13 protein-coding genes are annotated in these 16,421 nt (G+C 59.6%); 11 read left to right on the top strand and 2 right to left on the bottom strand.

Annotated elements, in window-relative coordinates; all coding sequences use genetic code 11:
* Positions 1-81: 81 nt before the first annotated feature.
* From ACR3E7_RS03910 to ACR3E7_RS03875, 8 genes are all read left to right on the top strand, one after another.
* On the top strand, positions 82-1,932 hold the full coding sequence (locus ACR3E7_RS03910; RefSeq protein ID WP_480502949.1) for an ABC-F family ATP-binding cassette domain-containing protein: 1,851 nt from the start codon (positions 82-84) through the stop codon (positions 1,930-1,932).
* A complete protein-coding gene (locus ACR3E7_RS03905) occupies positions 1,929-2,321 on the top strand; it encodes an ACT domain-containing protein (RefSeq protein ID WP_480502951.1) in 393 nt (130 codons plus the stop codon). Before ACR3E7_RS03910 ends, ACR3E7_RS03905 begins: the two co-directional genes overlap by 4 nt.
* A complete protein-coding gene (locus tag ACR3E7_RS03900) occupies positions 2,318-2,938 on the top strand; it encodes a MarC family protein (RefSeq protein WP_170769517.1) in 621 nt (206 codons plus the stop codon). Before ACR3E7_RS03905 ends, ACR3E7_RS03900 begins: the two co-directional genes overlap by 4 nt.
* A gap of 41 nt (positions 2,939-2,979) precedes the next feature.
* Positions 2,980-3,561 (top strand): retropepsin-like aspartic protease family protein, encoded by a 582-nt coding sequence (locus tag ACR3E7_RS03895; protein ID WP_480502953.1) that lies wholly within the window; start codon positions 2,980-2,982, stop codon positions 3,559-3,561.
* Positions 3,562-3,609: 48 nt separating this feature from the next.
* The gene (locus ACR3E7_RS03890; RefSeq protein WP_170769515.1) at positions 3,610-4,230 is read left to right on the top strand and encodes an ImuA family protein; all 621 of its coding nucleotides are present in this window, start codon (positions 3,610-3,612) and stop codon (positions 4,228-4,230) included.
* 65 nt (positions 4,231-4,295) lie between these two features.
* Positions 4,296-5,510 carry an MFS transporter gene (locus ACR3E7_RS03885; RefSeq protein WP_480502954.1) on the top strand — a complete coding sequence of 405 codons (1,215 nt, stop codon included), beginning with the start codon at positions 4,296-4,298 and terminating at the stop codon, positions 5,508-5,510.
* Positions 5,507-6,103 (top strand): YceI family protein, encoded by a 597-nt coding sequence (locus ACR3E7_RS03880; protein WP_170769513.1) that lies wholly within the window; start codon positions 5,507-5,509, stop codon positions 6,101-6,103. The genes ACR3E7_RS03885 and ACR3E7_RS03880 overlap by 4 nt, the downstream gene beginning before the upstream one ends.
* A gap of 70 nt (positions 6,104-6,173) precedes the next feature.
* Entirely contained in the window at positions 6,174-7,394 is a 1,221-nt protein-coding gene (locus tag ACR3E7_RS03875; RefSeq protein WP_170769512.1) for an MFS transporter, read from the top strand.
* Between the two features lie 30 nt (positions 7,395-7,424).
* On the opposite strand, the gene ACR3E7_RS03870 is transcribed toward ACR3E7_RS03875, so the two are convergent.
* Positions 7,425-9,086 (bottom strand): flotillin family protein, encoded by a 1,662-nt coding sequence (locus ACR3E7_RS03870; RefSeq protein ID WP_480502956.1) that lies wholly within the window; start codon positions 9,084-9,086, stop codon positions 7,425-7,427.
* A gap of 33 nt (positions 9,087-9,119) precedes the next feature.
* Positions 9,120-9,875 carry an OB-fold-containig protein gene (locus ACR3E7_RS03865; protein ID WP_480502957.1) on the bottom strand — a complete coding sequence of 252 codons (756 nt, stop codon included), beginning with the start codon at positions 9,873-9,875 and terminating at the stop codon, positions 9,120-9,122.
* A gap of 218 nt (positions 9,876-10,093) precedes the next feature.
* Between ACR3E7_RS03865 and metG the strand changes: the two genes are divergently transcribed.
* The 3 genes from metG (at position 10,094) to ACR3E7_RS03850 (ending at position 16,406) form a co-directional block, all read left to right on the top strand.
* On the top strand, positions 10,094-11,812 hold the full coding sequence (gene metG, locus ACR3E7_RS03860) for a methionine--tRNA ligase (RefSeq protein ID WP_480502958.1): 1,719 nt from the start codon (positions 10,094-10,096) through the stop codon (positions 11,810-11,812).
* Between the two features lie 274 nt (positions 11,813-12,086).
* On the top strand, positions 12,087-13,265 hold the full coding sequence (locus ACR3E7_RS03855) for an efflux RND transporter periplasmic adaptor subunit (RefSeq protein ID WP_480502959.1): 1,179 nt from the start codon (positions 12,087-12,089) through the stop codon (positions 13,263-13,265).
* A gap of 3 nt (positions 13,266-13,268) precedes the next feature.
* Positions 13,269-16,406, top strand: coding sequence for an efflux RND transporter permease subunit (locus ACR3E7_RS03850; RefSeq protein WP_170769508.1), 3,138 nt, complete (start codon positions 13,269-13,271; stop codon positions 16,404-16,406).
* Positions 16,407-16,421 lie beyond the last annotated feature (15 nt).

Genomic DNA, 16,421 nt, shown 5'->3' with positions numbered 1-16,421 from the left:
ATGGCAGCGCTATCACATTGATCCCGTGTTGAACATGCCAAGCCGCTGGCGGCGGCATCATACCTCTGTTAAGAGCGGCCCATGCTACGGATCGAAGACATCAATTACGCCGTTGAAGGCCGCCCCTTGTTCGACGGGGCCAGTGCAACCATACCCGATGGGCACAAGGTGGGTCTTGTGGGCCGCAACGGCACCGGAAAGACCACTCTGTTCCGCCTGATCCGGGGCGAACTGGCGTTGGAATCGGGCAATATCGTGCTGCGCAAACGCGCACGGATCGGCGGTGTGGCGCAAGAGGTGCCCTCCTCCGATGTCTCGCTGATCAATACCGTTCTGGCGGCTGATACCGAGCGCAGTTCCCTGATGGCCGAGGCCGACAGCGCCACCGATCCCTCGCGCATTGCCGAGATTCAGACTCGCCTTGCCGATATCGACGCCTGGTCCGCCGAAGCCCGCGCAGCCTCGATCCTGAAGGGCCTGGGGTTTGATGATGAGGATCAGCTGAAACCCTGCTCGGATTTCTCGGGCGGCTGGCGGATGCGGGTTGCGCTGGCAGCGGTGCTTTTTTCGCAGCCCGACCTGCTGCTGCTGGACGAACCGACCAACTATCTGGATCTCGAAGGCGCTCTGTGGCTGGAGAGCTATCTGGCCAAATACCCGCACACGGTCATCATCATCAGCCACGACCGCGGGCTGTTGAACCGCGCGGTGGGGTCGATCCTGCATCTGGAAGATCGCAAGCTGACCTACTACGCGGTGCCTTACGACAAATTCGCCGAACGCCGCGCCGAACGCATTGTTCAGGCGGAATCGGAGAACGCCAAGGCCAAGGCCCGCATTGCCCATCTGCAAAGCTTCGTGGACCGTTTCCGCGCCAAGGCCACAAAGGCCGTGCAGGCCCAGTCGCGTCTGAAGATGATCGAGCGCATACAGCTTGTCTCAACCCCGCAAGAGGCCGCCCTGCGCGCGTTCTCTTTCCCTGAGCCCGAGGAACTTTCGCCCCCGATCATTCATCTTGAGGGCGGTATCACAGGCTATGGCGACACCGAAGTGCTGCGCCGTCTGAACCTGCGCATTGATCAGGATGACCGCATCGCCCTACTGGGCAAGAACGGTCAGGGGAAATCGACTCTGTCGAAATTGCTGTCCGACCGCCTTCCCCTGATGGCAGGCAAGATGACCCGCAGCTCTAAGCTGCGCATTGGCTATTTCGCCCAGCATCAGGTGGATGAGCTGTATGTGGACGAGACTCCTCTGGACCACCTGCGCCGCCTGCGCCCGGATGAGGCACCGGGCAAGTGGCGATCCCGTCTGGCCGGGTTTGGCCTGAATGCCGACCAGGCGGATACAGAGGTCGGGCGTCTGTCGGGCGGCCAGAAAGCACGCCTGTCGCTGCTGCTGGCCACGATCGACGCGCCGCATATGCTGATCCTAGATGAACCGACCAACCATCTGGACATCGAAAGTCGCGAGGCGCTGGTCGAGGCGCTGACCGCCTATTCCGGCGCGGTGGTGCTGGTCAGCCACGACATGCACCTGCTGTCGCTGGTTGCGGATCGGCTGTGGCTGGTCTCGGACAGGACGGTAAAACCGTTCGAGGGCGACCTGGAAGCCTATCGCGCCCTGTTGCTGGCCCGCGACAAGCCGGTCAAGGAAAAACCTGCAGTTGCGAAACCCAAACGCCCCTCACGCGATGCAATGCTGGCGCTACGCGCCGATCTCCGCAAATGCGAGGACCGGATTGAGAAGTTGACGGATATGCATGAAAAGCTGTCTGCCAAACTGGCTGATCCAGCCTTGTATGAAGATGATCGGATCAACGATCTGGAAACATGGAACCGCAAATTCGCCGAGGTGGTTGAAGCGATGCAAAAAGCCGAAGCTCTGTGGGTCGCCGCCGCAGAACGTTTGGAGGAAGCCGAAGCGTCATGACATCCCCCGTGACCGAAACCAAAGCCATGATTGCCGGTATGCGCCCTTCGCTTCAGCCCGGTGAATATGCCTTTGTTGTCTGGCCGTCCGACGCAGAATGGCCAAAGGGCACAAGGGCCAGCTGTATCGAGGCCGAAGGTCTTTCGCTGATCGTTCCCTTCGAGGCAGCACAGACCGGCGCAGTCCCTATGCGCTGCATTACCCTGCAGGTGCATTCCTCGCTGGAAGGTGTGGGCCTCACCGCTGCTGTCTCAAGCGCACTTGCACAAGCCGGCATTCCGGCAAACATGGTCGCGGGGTATCACCATGACCACGTTTACGTTCCCAGCGATCAGGCCGATAAGGCCGTGGCAATCCTGACAGAACTTCAGCGCGGTGCCGCAGAATGATCGACCTGGCCTTCTTCATCACCGCTTTCACCACCTTGTTCGTGGTGATCGACCCGTTCGGCACCACGCCGATCTTCGTGGCTCTGACACAGGATATGGACGCCGCGACACGCCGCAAAACGGCGATCCGCAGTTGCCTGACTGCCGTTTGCATCCTGATCGCCTTTGCCGCGTTTGGTGAGGCCGTGCTTGGCTTTGTCGGAATCTCGATGGAGGCCTTCCGCGTCGCAGGCGGCGCGCTGCTGTTCCTGACCGCGCTCGACATGCTGTTCGACCGCCGCACCAAACGGCGCGAGGACCGGGCCGAGGAAGAGGAACATCCCGACCCGTCTGTGTTCCCGCTGGCCATTCCGCTGATCGCGGGGCCGGGCTCGATTGCCACGATCATCCTGCTGGCGGGGCAGCATCCCGGCGTTCTGGGCATTGTCGAAGCGTGTATCGTCATGCTGGCCGTCATGGCGGTAGTTCTGATCTTTTTCCTGTCAGGCGGCGTGATCGCGCGCATCCTCGGCAAGACCGGGTTGAATGTGCTGACCCGTTTGTTGGGGATGCTGCTGGCGGCGCTGTCGGTTCAATTCATTCTGGATGGCCTCAAGGCCTTTGGATTTGCCTCCTGACCCCCCATATACGTGTCAGGTCAACCCGTTAGGATATCGGTATGGATGGGGATAGCATTGCACGTTTGGCGTATCTTAGCCTGTTGGGCGTGGCGGTTGTCGCGTGGTTCATCTCGCAAAACCGGCAGACGCTGAACAAGACGTTGCAACAGGCCATGGCCTGGGTATTCATCTTCATCGGCGTAATCGCCGTCGTTGGCCTGTGGGAAGATATCCGCTCGACCATCAGCCCGGTGCCGCAGTTGACCGTGACCGGCGAAACGATCGAAGTGCCCCGCTCGGCAGATGGCCATTATTACCTGCCGGTCGAGGTCGATGGTCAGACGATCACTTTCCTAGTGGATACCGGTGCCAGCCAGATAGTTCTCAGCTCCCGCGACGCTGAACGGATCGGCGTTGACCTGAACCAATTGAATTATTTCGGACGCGCTCTGACTGCGAATGGCGAGGTACGCACCGCGCCTGTACGGCTGGAAACGGTCACTTTGGGCCCGATCACCGATCAGAATATCTCGGCCTGGGTGAATGAGGGCGAGCTGCACCAGTCGCTGTTGGGGATGGATTACCTGCATCTGTTTTCGAACATCCAATTCGCGGACGGGCGTATGATCCTGTCTCGCTAGAGATATTTCAGGATTGAGAACAAAATAAGAACATGTTAGATTGTCGGCATGTCCACAACGCTTCTTGGCCGCAAACCCGCACGTGATATACCGGGGCTGGCGCTGCACCCTCAGATCACCTTGCAACTGGGCCGCGTGCACGAAGCCTGCGGCCCTGCCCGGCGCAGTTTCGCCGTCTGGCTGGCTGGTCAGGCGCAAGGCCCCGTGCTGTGGATTTCCCCCGCGTGGGAGCCGGGCCAGCTGAACCCCGACGGCATGATGCCCTTTGTCGACCCCGCCCGGTTCATCTTTGTCCACCCCACCCGCGCCGAGGATATCTTGTGGTGTCTGGAAGAGGCACTGCGCAGCGGGGCCGTTCCGCTGGTGATCGGTGATCTGCCCGGCGCGCCGGGGCTGACGCCCGTGCGGCGGATGCATCTGGCGGCCGAACAGGGCGGCGCGATGGGACGGGCCCCACTGGGGCTGTTGCTGACACCCGGCGACGGCGGCGCGCAAGGGGTTGAGACGCGCTGGCACATGGCCGCGAACCATACTCAAGAGGCGCGCCGCTGGACCCTAACCCGCCGCCGTGCCCGCGCCCTGCCCCCAGTCACATGGCAGGCCACCCAGACCAAACCGCGCGCCGGATTGAACCTGCAAAGAACGGCAACCGACGAGGTATCGGCGTGACACCACCACGTGATCACGAAAGAAGTGACTAGCCAACCCCCACCCTGCGCCCTAGCGTTCCGGGAATGAGCCACGCAATCCACGACAGCCGCTATTCTTGGCTACGCCTCACGATCACGCTTGCCATCGCTACGGTGGCGAATGTCGGCATGTGGGCGGTGATCGTGGTGATGCCCGCGATTGAGACACAGTTCGACGCCGGACGGGCCGAAGCCTCGCTGCCGTACGTTCTGACCATGGTAGGCTTTGCGTTGGGAAACATGTGGCTGGGGCAACTGGTCGATCGGCTGGGTGTGACCAAAGCGTTGATCGGGGCCGCCATACTCAGCACCGTCAGCTATGTGCTGGCAACGCTGGCGCCGAACATGATCACCCTGTCACTGGCACATTTGCTGGTGGGGCTGGGCACCTCCATCGGGTTTGGGCCGCTGATCGCCGATATCTCGCACTGGTTCATGAAGCGGCGCGGTATTGCCGTGGCACTGGTGGCCAGCGGCAATTACCTGTCAGGCGCGATCTGGCCGACCCTTCTGTCGGACATTTTGGCGCGGGACGGTTGGCAGCAGGTCTACCTGACGCTTGCCATGATCACGCCCGCCATCGTCATCCCCCTGTCCCTATTGCTGCGCCGTCAGGTTCCGGCCGAAGCGCATCAGACCGCAGCCGCCAGCGCCAGCATCAAGGCCAGCAGCGTCGGGATCTCACCACGCGCGTTGCAATACATACTGGGTCTGGCCGGGATCGGGTGCTGCGTCGCGATGTCGATGCCGCAGGTCCATATTGTCTCATACTGCGTCGGGCTGGGCTATGGCCCCGCTGTCGGAGCCGAGATGCTGTCGCTGATGTTGCTGGGCGGCGTGGTCAGCCGCGTGATTTCCGGGATGGTGGCCGACAAACTGGGCGGGCTGATGACCCTGCTGATCGGGTCGATCCTGCAATGTATCGCGCTGTTCCTGTTCCTGCCCTATGACGGCATGGTCTCGCTGTACATCATCAGCCTCATGTTCGGGCTGGCACAGGGCGGCATCGTGCCCAGCTATGCGCTGGTCGTGCGTGAATACATGCCCCCGCAAGAGGCCGGAGCCCGCGTAGGTTTTGTCATGATGATGACCATCATGGGCATGGCCTTGGGCGGCTGGATGTCGGGTTGGATTTACGACGTAAGCGGAAATTATCAACTGGCCTTTATCAACGGCATTCTCTGGAACGGGCTGAACATCGCAATCCTGCTGATGTTGCTGAAACGATCGCGCCCCCGCAGGCAGGAGGTCATGGCATGACTCAACTAACTCGACGCACAGTCCTGGCCAGCCTGATTGCACTGACTCTTGCGAGTTCGGCGCTGGCTGCGCCACGCACGTATCAACTGGTCCCCGAAGAGACATCCGTCGATTTCACCTTTGACCTGTCCGGCATTTCCCAATCCGGCACCATGCCAATCGAGTCTGCCGACATACAGATCGACCTGAATGATCTTCTCAACAGTCGGGTGGACGTGATCCTGAACGTCGCCAAAGCGCGCACCAAACTGCCCTTCGCCCGCAAACCCATGCTCAGCGAGAGCGTGCTGGCGGCAAAGGAATATCCAACCATCCATTTCGTCTCAACCAGTGTTCAGCTTGGTGAGGGCGGTCGTATCTCGAACGGGGCCATCATCAACGGAGACCTTACAGTGCGCGGAGTTACCATGCCGATCGAACTGAAGGCCGACCTGTTTCGCGCGCCCGGCAGCGCTGCGGACAGTCTGGATGACCTGTCTATCCGCCTGACAGGCGAGCTGAACAGGCACGACTTCGGCGCCTCAGGTTTTGCTGATCTGGTTCAGGATACGGTCGGGCTGGATATCCGGGCAGAGATTCAACGGACCCAATAGCAAAAAAACGACGCGACAAAGTCGATAAGCTGCGCGATTCCTATGCCCGATGCCGCAAGGTGGGGGCGTTATGCGCACGATGATTTCCTTTGCCGCCCTGTTTCTTTCGGTCATTTTGCTACAGCTCTCGACCGGAGGCGTCGGCCCGCTTGACGCCATCTCGGGCCTGACACTGGATTTCTCGACCGAGCAGATCGGCTTATTGGGGTCCGCGCATTTCATAGGATTCTTTGTTGGCTGCTGGTGGGCACCTCGCCTCATGGGCAGCGTCGGACATTCGCGCGCATTTGCTGTGTGTACGGCCTTGGGTGCGATGGGTTTGCTGGGCCATACTCTGACTGAAAACCCGAACATATGGGCCGTACTGCGGATCGCGTCAGGCACCTGCGTTGCTGGTTGCTATACAGTGATTGAGGCTTGGTTGAACGCCAAGGTCACAAACGAGTCGCGTGGCCGCGTGATGGGCAGCTATCGCATCGCCGATCTGGGCGCGTCGCTTTGCGCGCAATTGATTATCGCCGTGCTGCCACCCGCGTCTTATGTGTCTTACAACCTGCTGGCCATCTTGTGCTGTGCTTCGCTGTTGCCTCTGGCCCTGACCCGGGCCAGCCAGCCTAAGACGCCCGACGCGCCCCGCCTGCGCCCCAGACTGGCCTGGACAAACTCACCTCTGGCGGTGGCCGGAGTGATTGTGTCGGCGCTTAGCTCTGCCTCGTTTCGCATGGTCGGCCCGGTTTATGGGCAAGAGGTCGGGCTGGGTGTGGATCAGATCGCCTTCTTCCTCGCTTCCTTCGTTCTTGGCGGCGCGCTGGCGCAATATCCACTGGGATGGCTGGCCGACAAATATGATCGGCGATGGGTGTTGATCTGGCTGTCCGCCGCTGCAGTGCTCAGCTGCGGCATCACAATGGCGGCCAGCGGGTCCGGTACCTTCGGCGTCATGCTGGCGGCTGGGTTCTTTGGCTTGACCACCTTCCCGATCTTCTCGGTATCTTCTGCCCACGCCAACGACTTTGCCACGACCGAACAACGGGTTGAGCTTTCTGCCGCGCTGATGTTCTGGTACGCGCTGGGGGCTATTGCCTCACCCTACATCTCATCCACGCTGATCCAGCAGTATGGGCCGGGTGCCTTGTTTGCCTTTGTGGCAGTAGGTCATATGGGGCTGATCGTGTTCGGTCTAGCGCGGATGCGGTCGCGCCCAACCCCGGACGAACGCACGAACTATGTCTATGCTCCACGCACATCCTTCACCATCGGGCGACTGCTGAAGCGGTCGCGCGAAGAATAAAGGGCCGGGAAATCCCGGCCCTTCCTTTTGTTACTGGGTCGGAGGCGTCTCGTCCTCCAGCCCCTCGACGGGGTCCTGCGTCTGCTCTAGCGCTCCGTTCACTACGCCGCCGACACCGTTTTCCATCGACAGACCAAGCTCTTCGCCCAGCTTCTTGAGCGCGGGCATCTGCACCGCCATGCCCATGATCGAATCCAGTGCCTGATTGACCACCGGCTTGTCGCTGTTGGCCGTGCCGCCCGAGGCCCCGGCCCCGATGCCGCCCACCTGATGGATCTTGATCGAGTCGATTTTTTCCGCAGGCTTGACCATCTCCGAGATGATCGATGGCATCGTCTCAATCCGCGCCATATCGACCTTCATGCGGATCTGGGCCGCGGACAGAGCATTGTCGGCCTCGACAATGGCGCGCTTGCCTTCGGCTTCGGCCAGCATGTCGTTTTTCTTGGCCTCGGCCCGGATGTTCAGCGCGTCTGCCTCGGCTTGTGCCTCTTCGCGGCGGGCTTCGGCGCGGTCCGCGGCGGCCTCTTTCTCGGCCTGCGCGGCCAGCCGGATCGCGGTCGCCTGACGTTCGGCCTCACGCGTGGCTTCGATCAGAGCGATCTGCTTGATCCGCTCGGCTTCGGCCACCTCGCGGGCGGTCGCGACGGCTTCGGTTGCCTTGGTCGCCTCGGCACGGGCCAAGTCGGCAGACGCACGCGCGCGGCTTTCCTCTTCGGATTTCTGCGCGATGATGATCTGACGTTCCTGTTCGGCCACTTCAATCTCACGCTCTTTGGCAATCTCGGCATCGCGGATTTTACGCTCCCGCTCAATATCGGCCGAACGGATGGCTTCTTCACGGGCGATCCGGGCGCGTTCAGTCTCGCGCACCGAGTCCTCGGTCCGGGCCGCGATTTCGGCCTCTTGCGCCACGCGCATGGTTTCGACCTTTTGGGCCTGCTCAATCCGTGCCTGCGCCTCATCCTGTTCGATCAGCAGCTTTTGGCGTTCCGCCTCCATCGCGGCGCGGCGCACTTCAACCTCGGCCTCAGCATCGATCTGCGCGCGTTCCTTTTTGGACACGGCAATTACCTCGGCCAGCTTACGCATACCCACGGCGTTAAAGGCGTTGTTTTCGTCCAGCGCCTCGAACGGTGTCTGATCCAACGCAGTCAGCGAGACAGATTCCAGCGACAGACCATTCTTCAACAGGTCTTCGGACACCGCATTCTGCACCTCTTGCACAAAGTCGGCGCGGTTCTCATGCAGACCATCCATGGTCATCTGAGCCGCCACGGCGCGCAAGCCGTCAATCAGCTTGCCTTCGATCATCTCACGCAGTTGCTCAACGTCGAAAGTGCGGTCGCCCAGCGTCTGCGCGGCACGTGCGATACCCTCTTCGGTCGCCATGACCGAGACGTAGAACTCGACACCTACATCCACGCGCATCCGGTCTTTGGTAATCAGCGCGGCCTCGCCACTGCGCTGCACCTCAAGGCGCAGGGTCTTCATGTTGACGGGGCTAACCTCGTGCAGCAGCGGCACAATGATGACGCCGCCATCCATGATGACCTTTTTGCCGCCCGCACCGGTTTTCACAAGACTGACTTCACGCGTGGCACGACGATAGAGACGGCCCAGCACAAGGCCAATGAACAAGAGTACGGCCAGAATTGTCACAACCGTGACGGCCAGGAATTGAACTTCCATGCAAAATCCTCCGAGTTGGGGTTTGAAATTTGGTTAGTCTGACAAGCCGACCAGAACGAACCGGTCGCGCCGTCTGTCGCGTAGAACAAGGACATCCGTGCCCTGCTCCAGCATCTCTTTGTCCTGCAGTGGCTCGGCGCGCAGGTAATGCGTGTTGCCAAAGCGATCCATGACGCGCACCTCGGCCGGGCGGCCGCGCGATGCGGTGCCTTGGGTGATCACACCACGACGGCGAGCAAGCATCCGTTCCGACATCGCTTCGGTCTCGGTCTTGGGCAGAAGGCGGGCAAAAACACCGCCAAAGCCGCGTGCGAACCACAGTCCGAATGCGCCAGCCGGGATGGCGGCGATCCAAGATGGCAGGTCAAAGCCCAGCAGGTCGCGCAGCGCCAGTTGCAGGCCCATGCCCGACAGGCCAAAGCCCGCAAGCAGCACCGCCAGCCAGATCATGAAGGGCACCTTGCCCAGACCCAACCATGCCATAGGCCCGGACGGTTCGGCCCCCGGCGCATCAGCCTCGATCTCGGCCAGCTCAAAGTCACCCAGATCAACATCCGAGTCGATGTCCAGATCAAGGTCGGCCACATCCAGATCAGGCGCATCAACCGCATCCAGGTCAACCTCGCCCTCACCCGCCAGTATGCTGCCGCCGATCGCCAAAGCCACAAGCTCTAGCGCCAGCAGACCGAACAGCAGCGCAAGCGAAAGGGTAAAGGGCACAAAAGCACCCTCGAGCAAAAAGTCGAACATCAGCGGATCGCCCTCGTTATTGTATACTTTGGTATACATTTCATATGGGAAGTCATTTCTCGAAATTCAAGAGGTTGTGATTCCAATTTACAACCTATGGGTATTGCGCGCTGTCATCCGGGTACAATCGGCGGCCGCATCAGTGGCGCGTTTTCTGATAGATGCGTGTCTAAAATGACATGTGGGTAAAAGCCGGGGTTTTGCTGGGCGGTCACATAAGGTAGACGGTCGCGCAGTTAGACACGTGGAAACGCAAAATGGCTCGGATTCTCATCACCTCGGCGATCCCTTACATCAACGGGATCAAGCACCTCGGCAACCTGATCGGCTCGCAATTGCCAGCTGATCTGTATGCACGCTACCAGCGCGGCCGAGGAAATGAGGTCATGTTCCTGTGTGCCACCGACGAGCACGGCACGCCAGCAGAGTTGGCCGCAGCAAAGGCGGGCAAACCGGTGGCAGACTATTGCGCCGATATGTACGCCGTTCAGGCCGATATCGCGAACCGCTTTGGGTTGAGCTTCGATCACTTCGGGCGGTCTTCCAGCGATCAGAACAAACGACTGACCCAGCATTTCGCTGGCAAGCTGGACGAGGCCGGGCTGATCCGTGAGGTCAGCGAGAAACAGGTCTATTCCAACGCCGATGGCCGGTTCCTGCCTGACCGCTATATCGAGGGCACCTGCCCCAACTGCGGCTATGACCGCGCGCGCGGCGATCAGTGCGAAAACTGCACTAAGCAGTTAGACCCAACCGACCTGATCGAGCCGCGCAGCGCCATCAGCGGCTCGACTGATCTAGAGATCCGCGAGACCAAGCACCTGTATCTGCGCCAATCCGCGATGAAAGATCAGCTGGATGCATGGATCGACAGCAAAGCCGACTGGCCGATCTTGACGACTTCGATTGCCAAGAAGTGGCTGCATGACGGCGACGGCCTGCAGGATCGCGGCATCACCCGTGATCTGGACTGGGGTGTGCCGGTGAAGAAAGGCGATCAGGACTGGCCGGGGATGGAAGGCAAGGTCTTCTATGTCTGGTTCGACGCGCCGATCGAATATATCGCCTGCGCCAAGGAATGGGCCGATGCCAGCGGCAAACCGGATGCAGAGTGGGAACGCTGGTGGCGCACCGACAAAGGTGCGGATGACGTCCGTTACGTACAATTCATGGGCAAGGACAACGTGCCCTTCCATACGCTCAGCTTCCCCGCCACAATTCTGGGTTCGGGCGAGCCGTGGAAGATGGTCGATCATCTGAAATCCTTCAACTATCTGAACTATGATGGCGGCCAGTTCTCGACCAGCCAAGGCCGCGGCGTTTTCATGGATCAGGCGCTTGAGATCCTGCCCGCCGATTTCTGGCGCTGGTGGCTGCTGAGCCATGCGCCGGAAAGCAGCGATAGCGAGTTCACGTGGGAGAATTTCCAGCAATCGGTGAACAAGGACCTCGCTGACGTGCTGGGCAATTTCGTCAGTCGGATCACCAAGTTCTGCCGTTCAAAATTCAGTGAGGCGGTGCCAGAGGGCGGCACATTTGGTGATCGTGAACAAGAGCTTATCGCAGAACTCACCCGCCGCGTCCGTGCCTATGAAGGGTTCATGGAGGCGATGGAGGTTCGCAAATCAGCGCAAGAATTGCGCGCGATTTGGGTGGCAGGCAATGAATATCTGCAATCTGCGGCGCCGTGGTCGACCTTCAAGGAAGATCCCGAACAAGCCGCCGCGCAGGTCCGCCTGGGCCTGAACCTGATTCGCCTTTACGCGGTGCTCAGCGCGCCGTTCATCCCCGAAACCTCGGCCCGGATGCTCAGCGCGATGAATACGCTGGACACAAGCTGGCCCGATCAAGTGGCCGAGGCTTTGGACGCGCTACCTGCGGGTCACGCGTTCACGGTGCCGGATGTGCTGTTCGCCAAGATCACCGACGAGCAGCGCGAAGATTGGGAGACCCGCTTCGCGGGCACACGCATCTAGGCGCCAATAAGGATCAAGACAAAGGGGCCTTTCGGCCCCTTTTTTCTTGCCCGCCTGTTCGCACACGACCCCAAACCCAAAAGAGAAAAAGCGAAAAACACCACGTAAACAACCGCACTTCCAGCATTTTTTCTAGATCTTATCCCCAGCGAAAAACCTCAATACGCTTGAGAAAAAATCGCAAACCCGTCATCCTCGTCTCAAAGTGCAATCGACTCGGCCTGTAAGTGGGTGGTCGGGTCGATTTTTGTTAGACCATCACGAGGCATTCGCCATGTTCTTTGATCCAAACTTTTTGAAACCTTTGCAGAGTGGCCGGTCGTTCAAAGCTCTCAGTTGCGCTGCCGCGTTGGGCTTGATTACACTTGCCGATCCCAGCACAGCGCAAGACACTGGCGATGCGCAACCGCCCAAGGTTTCAATCGCGGCCGCCTACACTCAGGACATTACCGAGGAAGCAACCTTTATCGGTCGGGCCGAGGCGCTGAATAAGGCGGATATCATCGCTCGGGTCAGCGGGTTTCTGGACAGTCAGAACGTGGAAGATGGTGCGTTGGTTAAGGAAGGCGATCTGCTGTTTACCATCGAGCCTGACCTCTATCAGGCCACGCTGGATGCCAGAAATGCCGATCTGGACCGGGCGCAGGCCAATCTGGAACTGGCCAAGGTGGAGCTCGCACGTAAACAGGAATTGTACGAGCGTGACGCGACCCCAGAATCCGAACGCGACATTGCCCGCGCCAATGAACTGGTGGCCGAAGCCGAGGTCAAGTCCGCGCAGGCCGCGATTAAACAAGCCAAACTTGATCTCAGCTATACGGAAATCCACGCTCCCTTCGACGGACGTATCGGTCGCGCTACTACAAGTGTCGGGGATGTGGTTGGGCCGAATAATCCACCACTGGTGAATATAGTCAGCGAAGCCCCGATCTATGTGAATTTTTCGCTGAACGAAAAGGAGTTCACGTCGGTTCTGCAAGCGGTGGGTGAAAACGCCGCCTCGCTTGCGGAAAGCAAAAAAAGCCCAGTGGTGAAAGTTGTCCTGCCCAACGGGACCGAACTGGATGAGGAAGGTACAATCGTCTTTGTCGACAACCGAATAGACCCGCTGACCGGGGCGATCAGGATGCGGGCTCAATTCGACAACGCCAAGCGTCTGATCGTCGATGGTGCATTCTTAAGCGTGCAGATCGAGGCATTGAAACCAACGACTGAGGTGTTGATCCCGCAAGCCGCTTTGCAGCGCGATCAGAGGGGCGAGTTTGTGCTGGTCGTGAATGATCAGCAAATGGTCGAACAGCGCTATATCACCACTGGCAACACGGTTGAGACCGCTATCATCGTCAAGGATGGGCTGCGCGCAGGGGAAAGCGTGATTGTCGAGGGTTTGCAACGGGTGCGTCCGGGTGTTGCCGTTGATGCGGTTGTCGCCTCTGAGCAGCCGGGAGAATAACGGATGTTCTCTGCCCTGTTCATCAGCCGGCCCAAGCTGGCGCTTGTCATTTCGCTTGTGCTGACCATCATGGGCGGCATCGGTTACATGGTGCTGCCGGTGGCGCAATTCCCCGACATCACCCCGCCCGTGGTCAGTGTTACGACCACCTATACCGGTGCAAATGCCGAGACAGTCGAAAACACCGTCGCCGCCCCGATCGAGGCGCAGGTCAACGGTGTGGACGACATGATCTATATGACGTCGACCTCGTCCGACAACGGTTCCTATTCGCTGAATATTACGTTTGAAGTCGGAACTGACCCCGACATCGCATCAGTCAACGTGCAAAACCGCGTGGCACAGGCGATGTCTTCGCTGCCTACCGAAGTGACCTCTTCAGGCGTCGTCACGCAAAAAGCTTCGACCAACATGCTGCTCTTGGTCACGCTGACATCGCCCAATGGGACATATGACAGTGTCTTCCTGTCGAACTATGCGTCGATCAACCTGAAAGACGCGCTGGCGCGGGTTCAGGGCGTTGGTAAGGCTGATGTTCTGACGAACCTGGAATACGCAATGCGAATCTGGATGGACCCTGATCAGATGGCCGCCTTGTCGATCACGCCGGGCGATGTGATCAGTGCCATCCGGGAACAGAATATCGAGGTCTCTGCAGGGTCTATCGGGTCTCCGCCTGTGCCAGAGGGCCAAACATTTCAGTACACCATCAAGACCAAGGGCAGGCTGACCTCGGCCGATGAATTCGGCGATATCGTGATCCGTACTGGTGAGGCAGGATCGATTGTTCGGGTCAAAGATATCGCACGGGTCGAGCTGGGGGCTCAGTTCTATTCGGCCTCGGGTTATTTCCAGGCTGTGCCTGCTACTGTCATCGGCATTTACCAGGCTCCTGGCGCGAACGCGTTGGCCGTGTCTGAACGCGTTCAGGCCGAGTTGGATCGCCTGTCGCGATCCTTCCCGACGGATGTTGAATATCAAGTGCCCTTCAACACCACCGATTTCGTAGAGCAATCGCTGAATGACGTGGTCTCGACCCTGATCCTGACCTTCATTCTGGTGATTTCAGTGGTGTTTGTCTTTCTGGGCAGTTGGCGGGCAACGATCATTCCAGCGGTGGCCATCCCTGTCTCTCTGATCGGGACATTCGCATTCCTTCTGGCCTTTGGGATGTCGCTGAACACGATCTCGTTGTTCGCGCTGGTGCTGGCCATCGGGATCGTGGTGGATGACGCCATCGTGGTTGTCGAGAACGTAGAACGGATCATCGCCGAAGAAGGCCTGCCCCCCGCCGAGGCGACCCGCAAGGCGATGGGCCAGATCACCGGGCCGGTGATCGCGACCACCCTGGTTCTACTGGCTGTTTTCGTGCCTGTAACCTTTATGCCGGGCATCTCAGGAAGACTTTATTCACAATTTGCAGTGACGATTTCGACCGCTGTTGTGATTTCGTCCATCAACGCACTGACACTGTCCCCTGCCCTGTGCGGTCTGGTGCTGCGGGCGCGGTCCGGTCCTCCAAAAGGGCTGCTGGCGATGTTCGAAAACTTCATCGGTACCGTGCGCAGCGGCTACGTCGCCATCGTGCGCAAGATGCTGATCCTGCCGGTGGTGGCTTTAGGTGTCATCGTCGTTCTGGCGATGGGCACCGGTACGATCATGGGCACCACATCCAAGGGCTTTATCCCGCTTGAGGATAACGGATATCTATTCGTGGACATCCAACTGCCCGACGCTGCTACACTAGAGCGGACCGAAACCGTCTCCAGCCGCGTCGACGACAAGATCCGCGAAATTCCGGGGGTGGCCAGTACCGTTCTAGTCAACGGGTTCTCGTTGCTGAACGGCACGACGACCAACGGGGCCGCAATCTTTGTGAACCTTGAGAACTGGGAAGAGCGGCAAGAGCCGGACCTCACCGCCGACGCGATCCTGAGCAAAGTTCTGGCAATTGCAAACGGCGAATCTGCAGCCTCGATCGTGGCGTTCAACCCACCCCCCATTCAGGGTCTGGGCATGTCGGCGGGTGTCGAGATGGAGGTACAGCAGACCGGAGGGGGCTCGCCTCAGGATCTGGCCTCGGCCGTGGGTTCGTTTGTCTATGCGGCGAACCAACGACCTGAGATCGGACAGGCCTACACAACCTTCCGCGCCAATGTTCCACAGTTGTTTGTCGATCTGGATCGGGAAAAGGCCAAAACACTGCAAGTCTCGGTGGCCGAGATTTTCCAGACCATGCAGGCGCAGTTGGGTTCGTATTACGTGAATGACTTCAACCTGTTCGGCCGGGTCTACCGCGTGATGATTCAGGCCGAAGGGTCATACCGGACCAAGGTCGACGACATCGCGAACCTCTATGTTCGCTCGACCAAGGGCGAGATGGTTCCTTTGGGAACGTTGATCGACGTGGAAAATGTGCTGGGTCCGGTTTTGCTGAAACGGCACAACCTGTTCCGGTCTGCCACGGTGACGGCGGTTCCTGCCCCCGGCTTGTCCAGCGGCGATGCAATCACTGTCATGACCGAGGAATCCGCCAACGCCCTGCCCCCCGGTTATGCGTTTGAGTGGACCGGCACAGCGCAGCAGCAGCTGGCTTCGGGCGGTCTGGTGATCGTGATCCTGGGGCTGGCAATCTTGTTCGGGTATCTGTTCCTTGTGGGTCAGTACGAGAGTTGGTCGTTGCCAGTCTCGATCCTGCTATCTGTGATCGTCGCCTTGTTCGGGGCGGTGGCGGCGGTGGCTATCGTCGGTAGTGACATCAACCTCTATACACAGATCGGGATGATCATGCTTGTGGGGCTCGCCTCGAAGAATGGCATTCTGATCGTCGAATTTGCGATGGAGCAACGCGCCAACGGCCTGTCGATTAAGGAAGCAGCTGCCGAAGCTGCGCATCAGCGTTTCCGCGCGGTGATGATGACGGCGCTGTCCTTCCTGCTTGGTGTTGTGCCGCTGCTAGCCGCCAATGGCGCCGGTGCGGCCAGCCAGAAGGCCATCGGTGTTGCCGTGTTCGGAGGAATGCTGGCGGCGACGCTGATCGGTGTCATTCTGGTTCCGGTTCTCTATGCCCTGATGCAGGGACTGCGAGAATGGATCAAGGGCACCAAGAACGACCCCGGCCCATCCGAGGAAACAGCCTGAACCAAAAGCCTCGCT

This window comes from Ruegeria sp. BK1, from assembly GCF_056535645.1.
This window is presented reverse-complemented; position numbering and strand designations above follow the sequence as displayed.